At 70.8% G+C, this 17,376-nt stretch carries 12 protein-coding genes; 3 read left to right on the plus strand and 9 right to left on the minus strand.

The features are described from left to right. Window positions 1-17: 17 nt before the first annotated feature. Window positions 18-1,190: an epoxide hydrolase family protein gene (locus ACQPY4_RS41555; RefSeq protein WP_433330901.1), complete on the plus strand. Its 1,173-nt coding sequence runs from the start codon at window positions 18-20 to the stop codon at window positions 1,188-1,190. A 313-nt stretch (window positions 1,191-1,503) separates the two neighbouring features. Here the strand turns inward: ACQPY4_RS41555 and ACQPY4_RS41560 are convergent, their stop codons facing one another. The 8 genes from ACQPY4_RS41560 to ACQPY4_RS41595 form a co-directional block, all read right to left on the minus strand. Continuing rightward, window positions 1,504-2,844, minus strand: coding sequence for a glycosyltransferase family 87 protein (locus tag ACQPY4_RS41560; RefSeq protein WP_433330903.1), 1,341 nt, complete (start codon window positions 2,842-2,844; stop codon window positions 1,504-1,506). A gap of 480 nt (window positions 2,845-3,324) precedes the next feature. After that, on the minus strand, window positions 3,325-4,488 hold the full coding sequence (locus tag ACQPY4_RS41565; protein ID WP_433330905.1) for a serine hydrolase domain-containing protein: 1,164 nt from the start codon (window positions 4,486-4,488) through the stop codon (window positions 3,325-3,327). A gap of 346 nt (window positions 4,489-4,834) precedes the next feature. Further along, window positions 4,835-5,983, minus strand: a complete 1,149-nt coding sequence (locus ACQPY4_RS41570; protein ID WP_433330907.1) for a sensor histidine kinase — start codon at window positions 5,981-5,983, stop codon at window positions 4,835-4,837. Beyond that, entirely contained in the window at window positions 5,976-6,671 is a 696-nt protein-coding gene (locus ACQPY4_RS41575) for a response regulator transcription factor (protein ID WP_433330909.1), read from the minus strand. Before ACQPY4_RS41575 ends, ACQPY4_RS41570 begins: the two co-directional genes overlap by 8 nt. A gap of 201 nt (window positions 6,672-6,872) precedes the next feature. Continuing rightward, window positions 6,873-7,856, minus strand: a complete 984-nt coding sequence (locus tag ACQPY4_RS41580; protein WP_433330911.1) for a D-alanine--D-alanine ligase family protein — start codon at window positions 7,854-7,856, stop codon at window positions 6,873-6,875. Then, entirely contained in the window at window positions 7,853-8,983 is a 1,131-nt protein-coding gene (gene alr, locus ACQPY4_RS41585; RefSeq protein WP_433330913.1) for an alanine racemase, read from the minus strand. Before alr ends, ACQPY4_RS41580 begins: the two co-directional genes overlap by 4 nt. Further along, the gene (locus tag ACQPY4_RS41590) at window positions 8,980-9,657 is read right to left on the minus strand and encodes a M15 family metallopeptidase (RefSeq protein ID WP_433330915.1); all 678 of its coding nucleotides are present in this window, start codon (window positions 9,655-9,657) and stop codon (window positions 8,980-8,982) included. Before ACQPY4_RS41590 ends, alr begins: the two co-directional genes overlap by 4 nt. A 309-nt stretch (window positions 9,658-9,966) precedes the next feature. Then, window positions 9,967-13,548 carry a LuxR C-terminal-related transcriptional regulator gene (locus ACQPY4_RS41595; protein ID WP_433330917.1) on the minus strand — a complete coding sequence of 1,194 codons (3,582 nt, stop codon included), beginning with the start codon at window positions 13,546-13,548 and terminating at the stop codon, window positions 9,967-9,969. Window positions 13,549-13,601: 53 nt separating this feature from the next. On the opposite strand from ACQPY4_RS41595, the gene ACQPY4_RS41600 reads away from it, so the two are divergent. Next, window positions 13,602-14,003, plus strand: coding sequence for a nuclear transport factor 2 family protein (locus tag ACQPY4_RS41600; RefSeq protein WP_433330919.1), 402 nt, complete (start codon window positions 13,602-13,604; stop codon window positions 14,001-14,003). 67 nt (window positions 14,004-14,070) lie between these two features. After that, entirely contained in the window at window positions 14,071-14,670 is a 600-nt protein-coding gene (locus ACQPY4_RS41605) for a dihydrofolate reductase family protein (protein ID WP_433330921.1), read from the plus strand. A 119-nt stretch (window positions 14,671-14,789) separates the two neighbouring features. On the opposite strand, the gene ACQPY4_RS41610 is transcribed toward ACQPY4_RS41605, so the two are convergent. Continuing rightward, complete coding sequence (locus ACQPY4_RS41610) at window positions 14,790-17,198, minus strand: transglycosylase domain-containing protein (RefSeq protein WP_433330923.1); 2,409 nt, start codon at window positions 17,196-17,198, stop codon at window positions 14,790-14,792. Between the last annotated feature and the right edge of the window lie 178 nt (window positions 17,199-17,376).

Raw genomic sequence — 17,376 nt, forward strand, 5'->3', positions numbered from 1 at the left:
GAGAAGGGACTCCACCCATGTCCGGCTCCACTGAGATCCGCCCCTTCCGCATCGACGTCCCGCAGGCCGACCTCGACGACCTGCGCGACCGGATCGCCCGCACCCGCTGGGCGGCTCCACTGCCGGGCTCCTCCGACTGGACGCGCGGCGTCCCCGTCGACTACCTCCGCGAACTCGCGGAGTACTGGGGCACGGACTACGACTGGCGCGAGCACGAGGCCGCCCTCAACAAGCTGCCGCACTTCGTCACCGAGATCGACGGCCAGCAGCTCCACTTCCTGCACGTGCGGTCGCCCGAGCCGGACGCCCTTCCGCTGATCCTGTCCCACGGCTGGCCCGGCTCGTTCGTGGAGTTCCTCGACGTCATCGGCCCGCTCAGCGACCCCCGCTCGCACGGCGGCGACCCGGCCGACGCGTTCCACCTGGTCATCCCGTCGCTGCCGGGCTTCGGCTTCTCCGGCCCCGTCACCGAGACGGGCTGGAACACCACCCGGATCGCCGCCGCCTTCGCCGAGCTGATGAACCGCCTCGGGTACGAGCGCTACGGCACCCAGGGCGGCGACATGGGCGCCTTCATCGCCCCCGACCTCGGCCGCGCCGCCCCCGACCGGGTCGTCGGCGTCCACGTGAACGCCGCCACCTACGGCTTCATGCCCTTCGGTGAGGTCTCCGAGGAGGAGATGGCCGGGCTCACCGACACCGAGAAGGCCAGGGTCGCGCGCCTCCAGCACTGGGAGGCCGAGCAGAGCGGCTACTTCCGCCTCCAGTACACGCGTCCGCAGACCCTGAACCACGGCCTCTCCGACTCGCCCGTCGGCCAGCTCGCCTGGATGGTCGAGAAGTTCAAGGAGTGGAGCCACCCCGTCGAGGCCCTCCCCGAGGAGATCTTCGACCGCGACCGGATGCTCACCGACATCATGCTCTATTGGCTCACCGACACTTTCGGCTCGTCGGCCAACCTGTACTACGAGAACATGCACAGGGGCGGCGAGTGGAGCATGGCGCGCGCCACCACCCCCACGGGCGTCGCCACCTTCGCCGGGGACGTCTCCATCCGCCGCTACGCCGAGTACGGCCACAACATCGTCCACTGGTCGGACTTCGACGAGGGCGGCCACTTCGCCGCCATGGAAGTCCCCGCCCTCTTCACCGAAGACGTCCGCACGTTCTTCCGGGGCCTCCGTCCCTGATCGTCTGCCAAGCGGTGCCCCGGGCGTTCGTCCGGGGCACCCGCGCTTTCGCGCGAACCAAATTCTGGACGCGTTGTGTCTCGGCAGCGGGAGCGGTGCACGGGCGGGGACGCAACCGTCGACCGAGCTCGGACGGGAGGTGTTCGTCGCCAAGTTGGGCGGACGGACGGTGCGCAGCACGGCGGCCTCGACGTCGCTGTGCGGTGGTCGCCCGCACGTCGTGGCCGGCCGGACGTGCGCTGTCGGGGTCGAGGTGGCAAACGGGGCGGCGGCTCGCACCGGCGGCAACGCCGACGCCGAGGCGGCGGTCAGGTCACGCGGGTGCGGCGAGGGGGCGGCGGCGGACGGTGCGGAGGCTGAACGCGTCCGGGGTGCCGTCCAGGATTCCGCCCGCCGGGTCGTCCACCTCGCCGTCCCGGACGATATCGCCGGACGGGAAGAGGATGTCCTTCACGACCAGCAGCGCCAGCAGCAGCACGGTCACGAAGCGCGCGAGGAGCGCCACGTAGTAGACGTCGTTGCTGATGCCCTGCTCCGGGGAGTCGAAGGTCGCGACGGCCGAGAGGGTGGACGAAAGGTCGGACCCCTCCGCTCGCAGCGTCACCGACAGCAGGTACCACCAGATTCCGAAGAAGTAGATGACCTCGCCGACCTGCCAGGCAACGTATGCGGGCAAGCGAGGGCGGGCCAAGGCGACCAGGGGGAGCAGCCAGAGGACGTACTGCGGCGACCACACCTTGTTGGGCAGCATGAAGGCCACCATCACCAGGAACATCAGCTGCGGCAGCCGCGGGCGGCGGGGAGCGACGAAGGTCAGCACGGCGATGCCCAGCGCCAGTACCAGGAAGGTCCCGGTGCCGAGCATGTTGAGCCGGCTGGTGTCCTCCAGGCCGGACATGCCGCGGTCCTGGAGGAAGAAGAAGATCGAACCCCAGTCGATGCCGCGCTTCTGGCTGAAGCTGTAGAACTCCAGCCATCCGTCCCAGGCGAAGATCATGACCGGGAGGTTGACCGCCAGCCAGCCGCCCGCCGTCCCGGCAAGGAGCCTGCCGAGTGCGCGCCATTGCCCGGCCCGGACGCACAACAGGAACAACGGCCCGAGGAACAGCAGCGGATAGAACTTCGCAGCCACGGCCAAACCGAGCAACACCCCGGCCAGCGCCGGACGGCTCTTCGCCCAGGCCGCCACCGCCAGCGCCGTCAGCGCGACCGCGAGCAGGTCCCAATTGATGTAGGCGGTCAGCAACAGCGCCGGTGAAAGCGCCACCATCAGCCCGGCCTTGAGCGATCTGCGTCCGGCCGCATAGGCCGTGGCCAGGACGGCGACGATCGCCAGCAAAGCCAGAATCGCCGCCGTGACGTTGTAGAACGCCATGCCTCGTTCGTCCACCCCGAACGGTTTCACCAGCAGGCTCACGACCTGCATGAAGCCGCCGCTCAACACGGGATATTCGACGTACTGGATGTCCTGCCCGCTCAGCTGGTCGAAATACGGAACCCGGCCGTCCTTCAGTCCCCGAACGAAATACAGCGGATAAATATCGGTGTAGCAGGCACGCGTCGTCGTCTTGACGAAGTCGAACCCCGTCGTCGAGCACGGCCGTTTCTGCAACCAGCCGAGCAGGCACACCAATGCCGTGGCTCCCGTGAGCACCGGCACCAAGCGCGCCGATCGACTCGGGCCGTCTTCACGATCCGACACCGGGTGGCCGTCTTTTGCAGGGGAAGGCAACGACATGACAGCAGACTATTGGCTCCCCCGAACCCTGATCACCAACACAAACCAACGCCCCGCCGCCGCAGCCGAACGTCGTGATGCGAGCGGCCGCGGCGAGGTGGTGAACCGCCTCCGGATGCAGAACTGCGGACGAGCCTCCGCGTGGCGACGGCCGCATCGGCTGGGGCGGTGACGACGTACGCGTGCGGCGAGTGGGCCGGTTGCGGTGGTCCACCGCGCGGACGAGTAGCGGGTTCGCCGCTCTCCGGTCCGTGGTCGAGACCACCGCGACCAGCCTGGATCTGGTGTCCTGCCACCCCCGCCGCGGAAGCCGGAGCTTTCCATCGGCGGTGGCAGGCGCGTTTCCGCGCTAGGGGACGGGCGGCCGGCGTCCTCCGGAACCGGCCGGGGCCGCCGCTAGGAGGATGGGCAGAAGACGGCCTCCATGGCCTTGCCCATCGCTGGGGCCGCCCCGCTGAGGTCCTTGCCGCTCAAGGTGGTCGACACCGCGAACTGGCGGCGGCCGTCCTGGGAGTAGAAGGTCATGGCGAGGAAGCCGGGGCCGGACCCGCCCAGGATGTAGAGGTCGTCGCCGCAGGAGCTGCGGCTCTTGCGCACGGACTGCGCGGCGGCGGGCAGCCGGTCGGTGAGGATTCGCTGGAGTTCCGGCGGCAGCAGTTTGCCCTGGGTGAAGGCCCGCTGGTAGGCGCTGACGTCGTGCGCGGTGGAGATCACTCCGCCGGCCGCCCCGGCGATGCTGGCGTTGAACCGGTCCACGTCGCGCGGCTTGCCGCTGGCGTCGGGGTAGTAGCCGTGGCCGTGCGGCCCCTGGATGCCCTCCGGCGGCTTGAGGGGAAGGTAGGTCTTGGTCATCCCGAGCGGGCCGAACAGCCGGTTGTGCAGCTCGGTGGCCAGGTCGTGGCCGCTCAGGCGCTCGATGATCATGCCGAGGAGGGTGTAGTTGGTATTGGAGTAGGACCACTTCTCGCCCGGTTCCCCGGTCCGGGGCCGGTCGCGGCTCCACTTCACCAGATCCAGCGGCCGGTAGTGGGTCGTGAAGTCGAACACGTCGAACGTGGGGTCTTCTCCCTCGCTCCCGTCCGGGTTCGGCTTGGAGTACCAGTCGGGAATGCCGGAGGTATGCCGGATCATCTGCCGCACGGTGATCTCGCCGGCCCGTTCCACCAGATCCTTTTCCACCACCTCCGGCAGCAGGGCGCCGAGCTTGTCGTCCACGCCCAGCTTGCCGTCCTTGACCAGTTGCAGCATCACCGTGGCGACCATCTGCTTGGTCTGCGACCCGATCCGGAAGCGGGAGTTCGCGGGTATCGGCCCGCCCTGGCCGCCCAGCAGCCGGGTGCCCCCGCTGCCCAGCCCGATGGACTTCCCGTCGATGTAGGCGCCGCCGACGGACCCCACGACGCCAGAAGCCTTGGCCAGTTCCTCCATCGCCTTCTGGACGTTCCCGCCCCGCACCGGAGCGTCGGCGGCGGCGGGCACGGCGGGAGCCATCATCAGCAAGGCGGCGCCGGCGGCGAGACCGGCCCTCTTCAACGGCGGACGAACGTTCTTGTATGGCATACGCGCTCCCTCTGGTGATGACCTCACGAGGCCGCGGTTCCATGGCCGCGGTCCACGCCCCCCACTGAAGACTGAAGATCGTTGCGGTGGCGTATGCGCTTTTGGATATGCCCGCGATATGCGGGACGGCGCGCGCGCCGGGCAGTGAGATCGTCCCCGCTGGTGATCGCGACGGGCCCGCTGGTGCGGGTGCTGGACGACTCGTCCGTGCCAGCACGAACGTCCAGGAGTCGCGGTGGCGGGACGAGTCCGCCGGTGCCGCCGTGTTTCCGCGTCCCGCAGCGGCATCGCGAAGTTCGCGTGGGGCCGGGCCGGAGGTTGCCTGGCGGGGGCTGCCGGATGTCTGTCAGAGAGCCGGTGGGGCCTGCTCGAAGGACGGTGTCTGCGGCGCTCGGGGAAGGCTGATCGTGACCAGGAGGCCGCCGGAGGGACGGGGCAGGAGGTGGAGGGTCCCGTAGTGGGCGCGGACGATGCTGTGCACGATGGCCAGTCCGAGACCGACACCGGCGTGCTCGTCGGTGCGTATGCGTTCCGTGCCGCGCTGGAAGGGCTCGACGAGGGTCGGTACCAGTTCCGGCGGGAGCGGATGGCCGGTGTTCTCGACCCGCAGCACGCTCGCGTTGGGCTGGGCTTCGGTGTGGACCGTCACGGTGCCGCCGGTCGGGAGGTTGTGGACGATGGCGTTCTGGACGAGGTTGGTCACCACCCGTAGGAGGAGCGCCTCGGAGCCGACGGTCTGTGCCCTGTCGCCGGTGACCTCGAGCGTGATCTGACGCTTCTCGGCGAGGGGAAGCAGCATCTCGGTGGCCTCCTCGGCGATGAGGGAGAGGTCGACGGGCTCGCGGGCGAAGTTCCCGCGGCCACCGCGGCTGAGCAGCAGGAGGGCCTCGGTGAGGTCGATCGCCCGGGTGTTGACCGTCTGGAGCCGCTCGATGAGTTCGCCCTGGTCCCGCGCGGGGTCGCTGCTGGCGACGTCCAGGAGCGTCTTGGAGATCGCCAGCGGGGTGCGCAGCTCGTGGGAGGCGTTCGCGGCGAACCTCTGCTGCTCTCTGACGTGGGACTCGAGTTGTTCGAGCATGGTGTCGAACACGTCGGCGAGCTCGCGGAACTCGTCCGCGCGTCCCGGCAGCCGGATTCGGTGGGACAGCGACCCGTTGGCCGCCAGCCGCGCCGCGTCCGCGATCCGGGTGAGGGGTGCGAGCATCCGTCCGGCCAGCAGCCATCCCCCCAGGAGGCCGAACACCAGAAGGCAGATCATCGCCGTGGCCGCGCGCGGGATGAAGGCGCGCTGCAGGTCGGACCGATTGGGGATGAACGGCGGGGCCGGCCCGTCGGGCCAGCAACGTCCGGGCCCGTTCATGACCGTGCCCTCAGGAACGTAGCGCAGCAGGAACACCCAGACGACGGCCAGCAGGAGGCCGCCGGCGACCAGGAGGAATCCGGCGTAGCTGATGGTGAGTTTCAGTCGGGCGCTGAGCCCGGGGAGTCTATTCATGTGCGCTGCCAGGATCGGTGGGGTCCGCACCGGTCTCGATCCGGTAGCCGACGCCGGGCACGGTGGCGATGAGCCAGGGCTCGCCGAGTCGCTTGCGCAGGGCGGAGACCGTGATGCGGACGGCGTTGGTGAAGGGATCGGCGTTCTCGTCCCAGGCGCGTTCCAGCAGCTCTTCGGCGCTGACGACACCGCCCTCGGCGGCGACGAGGACCTCCAGCACGGCGAACTGCTTGCGGGTGAGCGCGACGTAGCGTCCGTCACGGAAGACCTCACGGCGGAAGGGGTCGAGCCGCAGGCCCGCGATCTCGCTGACCGGGGGGCGGGCGCGTCCGCGCCTGCGGTCCAGCGCCCGCAGCCGCAGCACGAGCTCGCGAAGCTCGAACGGCTTGGTGAGGTAGTCGTCGGCGCCGAGCTCGAACCCCGAAGCCTTGTCGTCGATCCGGTCGGCGGCGGTGAGCATCAGGATCGGGATGCCGCTGCCGGAGGCGACGATGCGCCGGGCGACCTCGTCGCCGGAGGGACCGGGGATGTCGCGGTCCAGGACGGCCAGGTCATAGGAATTGACGCTGAGCAGTTCCAGGGCGGTGTCGCCGTCGCCGGCGATGTCGGCGGCGATCGCTTCCAGTCGCAGACCATCACGTACGGCTTCGGCCAGGTAGGGCTCGTCCTCCACGATCAACACGCGCATTACTGAAGCTTAGGCAGCGTGGCATATCGCCGGCGTATGCAACCCGCTACAGCGAGCGCGATTTCCCCTGCCTCCGCCACGACGTTCAAGGACCGTCCACTATGGGAAAGGACGCCCACATGCCCGGGCCCGGAGTCGCGTTCTTCGACAAGGGCGTCCACCGCGTTCCATGGAGGTGGACACCCCTGTGGGGCTGCGGCCTCACATGGTCAGCACCGGACTCCGGAGTCCCGGCACCGTGGCGGTGTCGACCAGGCGCGCGACCAGCTCCTGGTAGTGCAGCCCGGCCGCGGCGAACATCCTCGGTACCTGGGACTGGGGCGTCATGCCCGGGATGGTGTTGATCTCGTTGAGGACGGGTCCCCGCTCGGTGAGGAAGAAGTCGACGCGAGCGACACCGGCGCAGCCGAGCGCGTCGAATATCCGCACCGCCGCCGCGGCCAGGGCGGCGCGGTCCGCGGCCTTGATGTCGGCGGGCACGCTGAACCGGGCCGACCCGTCGTACTTGGACTGCGTGTCGAACAGGCCGGTGGCGTGGATCTCCAGCGGCGGCGACGCCCAGCGGCGGCCGTCGGCTTCACGCAGGACGGCCAGATCGATCTCCCGGCCCAGGACGACGTCCTCGATCAGGATCCGGTCGTCGAACCGCGCCGCCCAGCGCAACGCGTCGCGGAGCTCGGCGGCGTCGCGGGCCAGGCCGACACCGTAACTCGACCCGGCCGAGGCGGGCTTCACCACCACGTCCGACTCGAACCCGATATCGGCGATCTCCGCCGCCGTCACCAGCCGTCCCGGAGCGGTGGGGATTCCGATGGCCTGCGCCACGAGCTTGGTCGTCCACTTGTCCATGCCGACCGCTCCGGCGCGCAGGCCCGAGCCGACCATCGGCGTGTGCGTCAGGGCGCACAGCGCCGCGAGCGTCCCGTCCTCGCCGGACGGGCCGTGGATCGCGGGGAAGACGACGTCGGCACCTTCGATGACGCTCAGTGCCGCCGCCAGCGAACCGGCGGCCCGCGACCCGAGCACCTCGGGTCCTCGCCGCCACAGCCCGTCGCGGTCGATGACCAGCTCGTCGACGTCGAATCCGCCGGAGTGCAGCGCCTGCGCGATACCCGAGGCCGTGGCCAGAGAGACGTCGTGCTCGGCGTTCTCTCCGCCGCCGATCACCACAATTCGCCGTGTCATGCGATGCTCCTTTTCACACGCGGCCCGATGCCGGTGACGATGGTGTGCGGAATGGTCCCGGCCCAGCGCGCCCATTCCTGGACGGTCGGGGTCGCGCCCCCGTCCGGGCCGAACACGGTCGCGGACGTCCCGACCGGGAAGGACAGGGCGCCGGTATCGATCACGATCTGGTCCATGGAGACCCGTCCGGCGACGGGGAAACGGCGCCCGAGAATCTCGACACCGGCCTGGGGCAGGCGCTCTCGCGGGATCCCGTCGGCATATCCGAGGGGGAGGACGCTCAAATGGGTGGCCCGGTCGGTGACGTACGTGCCGCCGTAACCGACCGCCGTCCCGGCCTCGACGGCCGCCGTGTGCACGATCGGTGCGGTCAGCCGGGACGCGCCGTGCAGCTCCACGGTCTCGGACGGATCGATACCGACCAGTCCCGCCCCGACGCGGACCATGCCGAAATGGGTCGCCGGGTCGGTCAGCGTCCCGGACGTGGCCGCCAGATGGGCCAGCGGCGAACCGAGCCCCGCCAACCGGGCGGCCTGCTGCGCCGCGCGCATATCGGCGACCGCCGACGCGTTCGCCGCCGGGTCGGCCCGGTCGGCCAGCGGCAGATGGCCCATCATGCCCACCACGCGGACCCGCCGAGCCTGCTGACCGCGCCGGGCCAGACCGATCAGCTCGTCCCACTGCGCGCGGGGGCAGCCGCCACGGGACATTCCGGTGTCCACATGGAGGTGAATCCTGAGCATCGGCGCGGCCTGGGCGAGGAGCGCGCCGAGCTCGTCCACCGACCCGACCGCGACATCGACCCGGGCTGCCGCCGCCGTCTCGGCGTCGACGCCGCCGGGGTGCAGCCAGGTGAGGATGGGGACCGTCAACCCGGCGCCGCGCAACGCGGAGGCCTCCGCGACACTCGTCGTCCCGAGCCACCCGGCCCCGGCGGCGACAGCGGCCCTGGCGACCGTGACGGCGCCATGGCCGTACCCGTCGGCCTTGACCACGGCCATGATCGTGCTCCGGGTCCGCCCACGGACCTTGGCCACGTTCGCGGTCACCGCCACGGGGAGCGTCTGCAAGGTCGGCGGTCGCAACGCACCCGATCGGCGCGGCACCGCGACCGAGGCCCGGCTCACGGACGCATCCTCGGATCCTTCGCCGGATCCGCGTACAGAGCATCGGGACGCGTCTCGAACTGCCAGGACGCGCCGTCATAGCTCCGACCCGTCTCGGAGGCGGGCGCGGGCTCATTGCCATAGCTCGGACCCGTCCCGTATGCGGGCCCGGGCTCATACAGCCAAGCGGCGGCATCCGGATGCGGCAGCCGGACCGGCTCGACCGTGCGGTACTCGAAGTGCCACCACTCGTTGTCGTAGACGCGGTAGAGCCCGTACCGTCCACCGTGCTGTTCGAGCCACCGCGCGCCTTCGGTCGGCCGGACGTCGAGCGCGAGCCCCCGCACATGGCTGGACTCCTCCGGCGGCAGCACCCGGCGCCGCGCCGCCGACACCGAGCCCGTGCGGCGAACCTCCTCGGCGAAGATCCGGCGCTGTTCCCCCGCGTCGCGATAGCCCGAGGTGAGACCGATCAGCTGCCCGTCCCGCCAGAAAGCCTCGGTCCGCGCATGCGTGAACGCCATCAGCGCTTCCGGCGCCAGCCCGCGCAGATCCTCAGCGGGGAAGCGCAGGCTCAACGCCCATTGGCAGGCGAGGAAGCGGGCCCATCCCGGTGCGCGGCAGAAGGCGATCGGCACCAGCAGCACCGCGACGAGCCGGGTGACGGCCGCCAGGACGCGCGTCTTGATCCCCAAGGGTGAATTCGCCACAACTCACCGCCGAAGGGTCAGGCCGCACGCAGGGCCTCGGTCGTCGATCGCCGGCCGGATCCCCTGCCCGGCGATCGCAGCACGACTGACGAGCCCAAACCTGCGCGAAAGGCGGGTTGGCACTGGCAGTGATGCACTGTGGTTCATGCCTCTACTGAAGACGGAAGCCTGTTGCCGTGGCGTATGCGCTTTTCAATACGCCCGCGATACACCCGATCCACGGACAATGCCTCCGCGCCAGAGGCGGCAGAGCACCCACTGTGCCGGTTCCCCCACTCAGTCGCCCCCGGGCGCTCAGGACTTGGGGAGGAGAGGGGCGGCCAGGGTGGCGAGTTCGGTTCGGTTGCTGACGCTGAGCTTGGCGTAGACGTGGGAGAGGTGGGTCTTCACGGTGCTGCGGCTCATGAAGAGGCGGGCGGCGATCTCGGGGTTGTTCAGGCCCTCGGCCACGAGGCGGACGACGTCGAGTTCGGTGGGGGTGAGGCTGGCCCAGCCCGTTGAGGGGCGGGTGCGGGCGCCTCGGGATCGGCGGACGTAGGCGACTGCCTCGTCCGGGGAGAGAGTGGTGCCCGCCGCCCACGCCTCGGCGAACGCGTCGTCCCCCAGTGCCTGGCGCAGGGCTGCCAGCGTCGCGTCGTGGGCGGGACGGTTCAACGGGTGGCGCGGGCAGCCCATGGCGTCCCGGGCCGACGTGGCGGCGGCGAGGATGCGCACCGCTTCGGCAGGGCGTTCGGTGCGGGCCATGAGAGCGCCCAGCGCGTCCAGGCTGTCGGGCCATTGGGTGCGCAGCCCGTGTTCGACCCGGATGGCCAGGGCCTGGTGATGCAGGTCGGCTGCACGCGCCGGATCTGTGGGCAGGCGCGCCTGCTGCTCGGACGCGCCGGGCGGTGGGGTTTCGTCTCGCGTCGCAGGTGCGTGCGCGCCCTGATCGCGCGAGGTCGGCGAGTGGGGCCGCTCGTCGGCCGCGCCAGCCAAGTGCACCTGATGGTCACGCCCGCTGGGCAAGTCGAGCGGTTCCTCGGAGGCGGCAGGCAGGCCAGATCGCTGGTCGGCCATGGTGGGCGGTTGCGGCTCGCCCCGCGGGGCGGGCGAGGGAGGTCGTTCGTCCCGCGTGGCGGGCGAATGGGGCCGCTCGTCCTGGGTGGCGGGTGCGGGAGGCCGCTGGTCCTGCGGGGTGGGCGAGGGAGGCCGCTGGTCGGGCGGGGTGGGCGGTAGGGGCTCCTCACGCGTGGGGGACGAGGGAGGCCGCGCGTCCTGCGGGGAGGGCGAGTGGGGACGCTCGCTGGCCACGGGCGGCTGATGGGTGGGTTGCTCGGAGGTGGGGGGTGTGGATAGGTGGGCTTGTTGGGCCTGGGCGTCGGCTTGGGCGCGGGGCATGCCCAGGTGGCGGGCGACTCTGACGGCTTGGTGGAGGACGTCGGTGGCCTCGTCGGGTCTGCCCAGGTGGCGTAGGGCCTCGCCGAGGAGGGGAAGGGCTCGGGCGGCGAGGTAGGTTTCGGTGCCGCGGTCGGTGGACGTGGCCTCGCGGGTGAGCCAATGGACGGCCTCGTCCAGGTCGCCGCGCCACAGGTGGAGGGTGCCGATGGTCGTGGCCAGGCCGGGGACGAAGACCTCGTGTTCGGCTGCCTCGACCAGGCACCGGACGGGTTCCAGCAGCCGCAAACCCTCGTCGAGCTCCCCCCGGACGCCGTGGACCAGGGCCAGGACGCTGAGGGTGGCACCGACCCGGTGGACGTCGCCGAGCGGTTCGGCCAGGTGCACCGCGCGTTCCGCGAGCTGGTGGGCTTGGGGTATCTGGCCGGTGCCCAGGGCGCCGGACGCGTGGAAGGCGGCCGCCGTGGCGGCCACGCCCCGGTGGCGCCGGACCAGACCTTCGGTGGCCTCGTGCAGCAGTGGCGCCGCCTCCGTGTGGCGGTCGCGCAGGTGCTGGACGATCCCGCGCAGCGCGCTCGCCGCGTCGCGGACGAAGCCGTCGCCGGCGCTGGAGGCGGATTCGGCGGCCTGGAGGGCGAGTTCCCAGGACGCGTCGAAGTCGGTGTAGAGCTGCCCGACGGCGGCCAGGGCCAGGCACAGGCAGCGGAGGCGTTCGTCGCCCTGCTCGGTGGCGATCTCCAGGGCACGCTGGGACGCGTCGAACTCCAGGTCGAGCGGGCTGGCGGTGTCGGCGACCAGGGCGACGCCGGTGAGCAGGCGGGCCTGGAGGACCGAGCGGTCGTCGGGTGCCCGTTCGATCGCGCGCCGGAGGAGCTCGATGCCCTCGTGTCCGTGGCCGTTCAGGTGCCAGAGCCACGGCAGTGCGGCGACGAGACGGCGGCCGGGCTCGGGGTCGTCCGCGGACAGGCCCCGGTCGATGGCCGCGCGCAGGTTGTCGCGCTCGGTCTCCAGGTGGGTTCGCCACGCGTCGGCGTCGCGTTCCAGTTCGGGCTCGGCCGACTCCGCGAAGGTGAGGTAGTGGCCGAGGTGACGGTCGCGGGTGGCGTCCAGCTCGCCTGCTTCGCGCAGGCGTTCGGCGGCGTACTGGCGGATCGACTCCAGCATCCGGTAGCGGGTCGTGCCGTCTCGCTCCTCGGCGACGACCAGGGATTTGTCGACGAGGCGTCCCAGCGTGTCCATGTCGGCCGCGCTCACCGCGCGGGCCGCTTCGAGGGTGAAGCCGCCCGCGAAGACGGCGAGCCGGCGGAAGGCCGTCCGGTCCGGCTCGTCCAGCAGGTCGTGGCTCCAGGCGATCGAGGCGGCGAGGGTCTGCTGGCGGGCGACGGCGCCGCGCGGGCCGCGCACGAGCAGCGCGAACCGGTCGTCGAGCCCGGCCTCGATCTGCTGGGGCGTCAGGGTGCGCAGCCAGGCCGCGGCGAGTTCGAGCGCGAGCGGGATGCCGTCCAGGCGCGCGCACATGGTGCGGACGGCGGACTCGCTGGACGCGTCCAGCGTGAACCAGGGCCGGACGAGCCCCGCGCGCTCCACGAATAGGGTCAGCGCCTCGTCCTCGGCCAGCGACGGCAGCCGCCACACCGCCTCCCCCGGGACGCCGAGCGGTTCGCGGCTCGTCGTCAGCACCGTCACCTCGGGGCACGTGCGCAGGAGCGCGTCGGCGACTTCGGCGGCGCCGTCCAGGATCTGCTCGCAGTTGTCCAGGACCACCAGGGCGCGCCGATCTCGGAGCCGCAGCGTCAGCGACCGTGTCGCGCCCAGGCCGGGCTCGACGGACACCCCGGCGGACGCGGCCGCCGCCTCGGCGACCAGTGCCGGATCGGTGACCGCGGCCAGGTCGACCCACCACACGCCGTCCGGCCGGTGCTCGGCGGTGTGCGCGGCGACCTGGGCCGCCAGCCGGGTCTTGCCGCAGCCGCCGGCGCCGGTGACCGTCACCAGCCGGTGTCCCGCCAGCAGGGAGCGCAGCGCGTCGAGTTCGGCGTCCCGTCCCACGAAGCCGGTGAGCTGGATCGGCAGGTTGTTGGGGACGGCGTCCAGCGACCGCGGCGGCGGGCCCTCCGTGGCGTCGCCGCGGCACAGCTCGAAGATCCGGATCGGCGACGACAGGTCGCGAAGCCGGTGCAGGCCGAGGTCGCGCAGGGAGGCCCCGTCCGGCGGGGACGCGGCGAGCGCCGTCGCCGCGGACAGCAGGGTCCGGCCCTCCCCCGCCAGCTCCGCCAAGTATTCGCAGCGGCGCACCGCCGGGCCCGTGTACCGGCCGTCGTCGCGGACGTGGGCCTCGCCGGTGTGCAGCGCGCCATACGGGACGTCCATGGCGGCGGCCACCGCCTCCGACGCCGACTCGAACGCGGCGACGGCCGCACCGGTGACGAGGAACGTCAGGGTGCCGGTCGGCAGGATCGAAGATCGGCCGTCCGGACGATCACGGGTGGGGTCGCTGGACATGGGCGGACCATTCTGCCCAGTTCGCGGCACATCGGCCAGGTGGCCGATGTCTCGTGATCATCCGGCGTGCGAGCGTCGGCACCGTGACCGGAACGCTCGACGACCTGCTGCGGCGCTGGCGCGACGCCGAGGCGAGAGGCGATGTGGAATCACTCGACGACGTCCTGGCCGCCGATTTCCGCGGCGACGGACCGCGGGGGTTCGTGCTCGGCAAGGAGCAGTGGCTCGACCGGCACCGCCTCGGCGAGCTCACCCTGGACGCCTTCGACTGGACCCCGACCGAGATCCGGCGCTGCCCGCACATGGCCGTCGGGCGCGGCGTCCAGTCCCAGCGCGCCCGGTACCGGGGCACCGACTGGAGCGGGGAGTTCGTCTGCACGGTCGTCGCCGTCCGCAGGGACGGCCGCTGGACGATCGTCAACCTGCAGCTCACCCGGTATCGGCCACCTGGCTGATGTTCCGCGACCCGCGAAACGCGAGCCTTTTCCCAGGCAGAACGCACCGCTGACAAGGAGCACGACCATGGCGAAGATCATCACCAACATGTCGATGTCGCTGGACGGCTTCGTGGCCGACACCTCCGACAACCCCGCGCAGGTCTTCGGCTGGTTCATGGCCGGTGACGTCGAGACGCCCACGGGGGCGCCCGGCTTCTCGTTCCGGACGTCCGCCGCGACGGCGGCCTACCTGAGCGAGGCGTTCGCGAACAACGGCGCGCTCGTCTGCGGCCGCAAGTACTTCGACCAGGTCACCCAGGGCGGGGGCTGGAAGGGCACGCACCCGATGGGCGACGTCCCGCTGTTCGTGGTGACCCACAGCGTCCCGGACGGGTGGCCGCGCGAGGGCTCGAACGTCACCATCGTCACCGACGGCCTGGAGAGCGCCGTCGACCAGGCCAAGGCCGTCGCGGGCGACAGGAACGTCGGCGTCGCCACCGCCGACATCACCCAGCAACTGCTGAACCTCGGCCTGCTCGACGAGATCACCGTCGAACTCGTCCCCGTCCTGCTGGGGTCGGGCGTGCCCTTCTTCGCCAACCTGAGCAAGGCCCCCATCACGCTGGGACAGCCCACGGTCATCGAGGGCATCGGCGTCACCCACCTCCGCTACACAGTGAGCTGACCCTGGGCGCGCCGGGGCGGCGGCCTCCTCGCGGTGTCGGACGAGTGCGGTTGTCGTACAGGAGCGCGAAAACGCCGACGACCTCCCTCGGTAGTGGGAGATCGTCGGCGTTCAGGTGGTCAGCGGGGCTGCTCGCCCTCGTCGGGGTCGCGCTGGCAGGCCTCGTGGCTCGGGTGGCTGGCGCACCACCACTTGGGCGCCGGGTTGCTCGGCGGGATGTTGGGGTTGCAGCCGACCGGCATGCCGACCTGGTTGCACGGCTTGTCGCCGCCCGTCGGCGGCGGGCTGGTCGTGGTGCTCGGGGTCGGCGACGGGCTGGTCTCCGGGCACGGCTCGCCGGGACGCGGGGTCGGGGGAGCCTGGCCCGGTTGGGTCGGCTCACAGGTGGTGGGCGTCGACGGCGATGCCGAGGTGCTCGGGCTCGGGCTCGGCTTCGCGGCGGCCCACGGGGCGACCGTGCCACCGTTGGCGGGCGGCGGGAACTGCTCGATCTCGCGTCCGTCCAGGGCCTTGGTCATGAAGCGCTTGAAGATCTCGGCCGGGACGGTACCACCGTAGATCTGGTTGTAGCCGCCGATGCCCTGAAGGGACTTCAGGGAGTTGTCGGCGCCCTGACGCCACATCGCGACCGAAGTGGACAGCTGCGGGGTGTAGCCGACGAACCAGGCCGCCTTGTTGGCGTCGGTCGTACCCGTCTTGCCCGCCACGGGACGGGTGCCGAGGCTGGCGAGCTTGCCCGTACCCGAGCGGACGACGGCCTGCATCGCGTGCGTGGCGTCCGCCGCGACGTCCTTGGAGAAGACCTCTTCCGCCTTGTACGGGTTCTTCTTGATGACCTTGCCGGCGCTGTTGGTGACGGGCTTGCCGTCCTTGTCGGTGATCTCGGAGATCACATGCACCGGGGTGTGCTTGCCCTCGTTGGCGAACGTGGAGTACACCGAGGCCATGGTGACCGGCGTGACGTCGATGACACCCAGCGGGAGGCTGGTGACGCCGTCGTTGAGGGACGGGGTGTTCTTGGGGATGCCCATCTTCTTGGCCATCTCCGCGACCTTGTCGAGGCCGACCTTCTGGCCCAGTTCGACGTAGGCGGTGTTGATGGACATCGCGGTCATCTGGGTGAGGTTGTAGACGCCGTTCTCGCTGCGGGCGTCGTTGGTGAACGTGCCGCCCGCGATGGTCCGCTTGTAACTGCCGTCCATCGTGGTCTTGAGGCTGACGCCTTGCGAGAGCGCCGTGGCCAGCACGATCGGCTTGAACGACGAACCGGGCTGGATCTTGCCCTGGAAGGAGTCGTCGAACTGCTGCTTGGCGAAGCTGGGCCCACCGTAGGCGGCGACCACGCCACCGGTCTTGGGGTCGACCGTGGAGAGCCCGAAGCGGATCTCCTTGTTGAGGTTCTTCTCCTTGCGCATCTGCTGGATGACCGAGGCGGTGTAGTCCTGCAACTTCTTGTCGAAGGTCGTCTTGATGCGCAGACCACCGAGATCCAGCTGTGCCTGGGTGATGCCCAGCGTCTTGAGCTCGTTCAGGACCCGCTGCTTGAGGTAACCGGTCTGGCCGTCCTCGTCGACGTCGCTCCACTCTTTCTGCGTTTTGGGGAAGACCTGTTTGGCTCGCTCCTCCGGGGACAGCCACTTTTTCTCGACCATTCCGTCGAGAACGTAGTTCCAGCGGTTGATCAGGGCTTTCTTCTCCGGCTGGTTGTCGTCCCCGAGCGTGTGGAAGTATTCCGGACGCTGGATCAGCGCCGCGAGCATGGCGGCCTCGTTCACCTTGAGCTGCTTGACGGGCTTGTGGAAGTAGGCGCGGGAGGCGGCCTGAATCCCGTACGCCCCACGGCCGAAGGCCACCGTGTTCAGGTAGAGGTTGAGGACCTCTTCCTTCTTCATCTCGTTCCCGACGCGAATCGAGATGAAGATCTCCTTGAACTTCCGGCTGATCGTCCGTTCCTGACTGAGGCCCTTGAAGTAGTTGCGGGCGAGCTGCTGCGTGATCGTGGACGCGCCCGTGACCTCGCCGCCCGTTCCCGCGTTGAAGACCGCGCGAGCGACGCCGGTCGGCGAGATGCCCGGCTCCGTCCAGAAGTTCCGGTCCTCCGCGGCGAGGACGGCGTTACGAGCGACCTCCGGGATGTCCTTGTACGCGATGCTCTCGCGATGCACACCGAACCGGGCGAGCGCCTCTCCGTTGCGGAAGGAGATCACCGATTCTTCCTTCGTCGCGTGCGCCTGGGTTTCGGAAGGCATCGGCGTCATCGCGTAGGCCACGCCGACGAGCGTCGCGAACGCGAGCATCATGACCGCGACGATGAGCGCGGTCATCTTCCACGACGGGACGAAGCGGCGCCAGCCCTCCTTCTTGGGCTTGCCGTCACGCTTGCCGCGCCGCCCTCCCGGACCGTCGCCTGGACCTCCGGGGCCGCCCGGACCGCGTCCGCCGGGACGTCCACCCGGGCCGCCCGGACGGCCGCCGGGCCCGCCCGGGCCACCGGGGCGGCGCTGTCCGGCGCCCGGGCCCACGGGCATCTCGCTCGTTCGTCCGTTGGGCACAGGCGCGGGCACGGGTGCGCCGGGACGTCGTCCGGGTGCTTGCCCCGGGGGAGGGCCGCCGAGGCGGCGCTGCCCGGGCGGTGCGGGCGGGCGTCCGCCACCAGTGGGCCGACCGCCCCCACCCTGGGGACGGCCACCGCCACCCTGGGGACGT

Source organism: Spirillospora sp. CA-294931, from assembly GCF_050946795.1.
Lineage (GTDB): Bacteria > Actinomycetota > Actinomycetes > Streptosporangiales > Streptosporangiaceae > Spirillospora.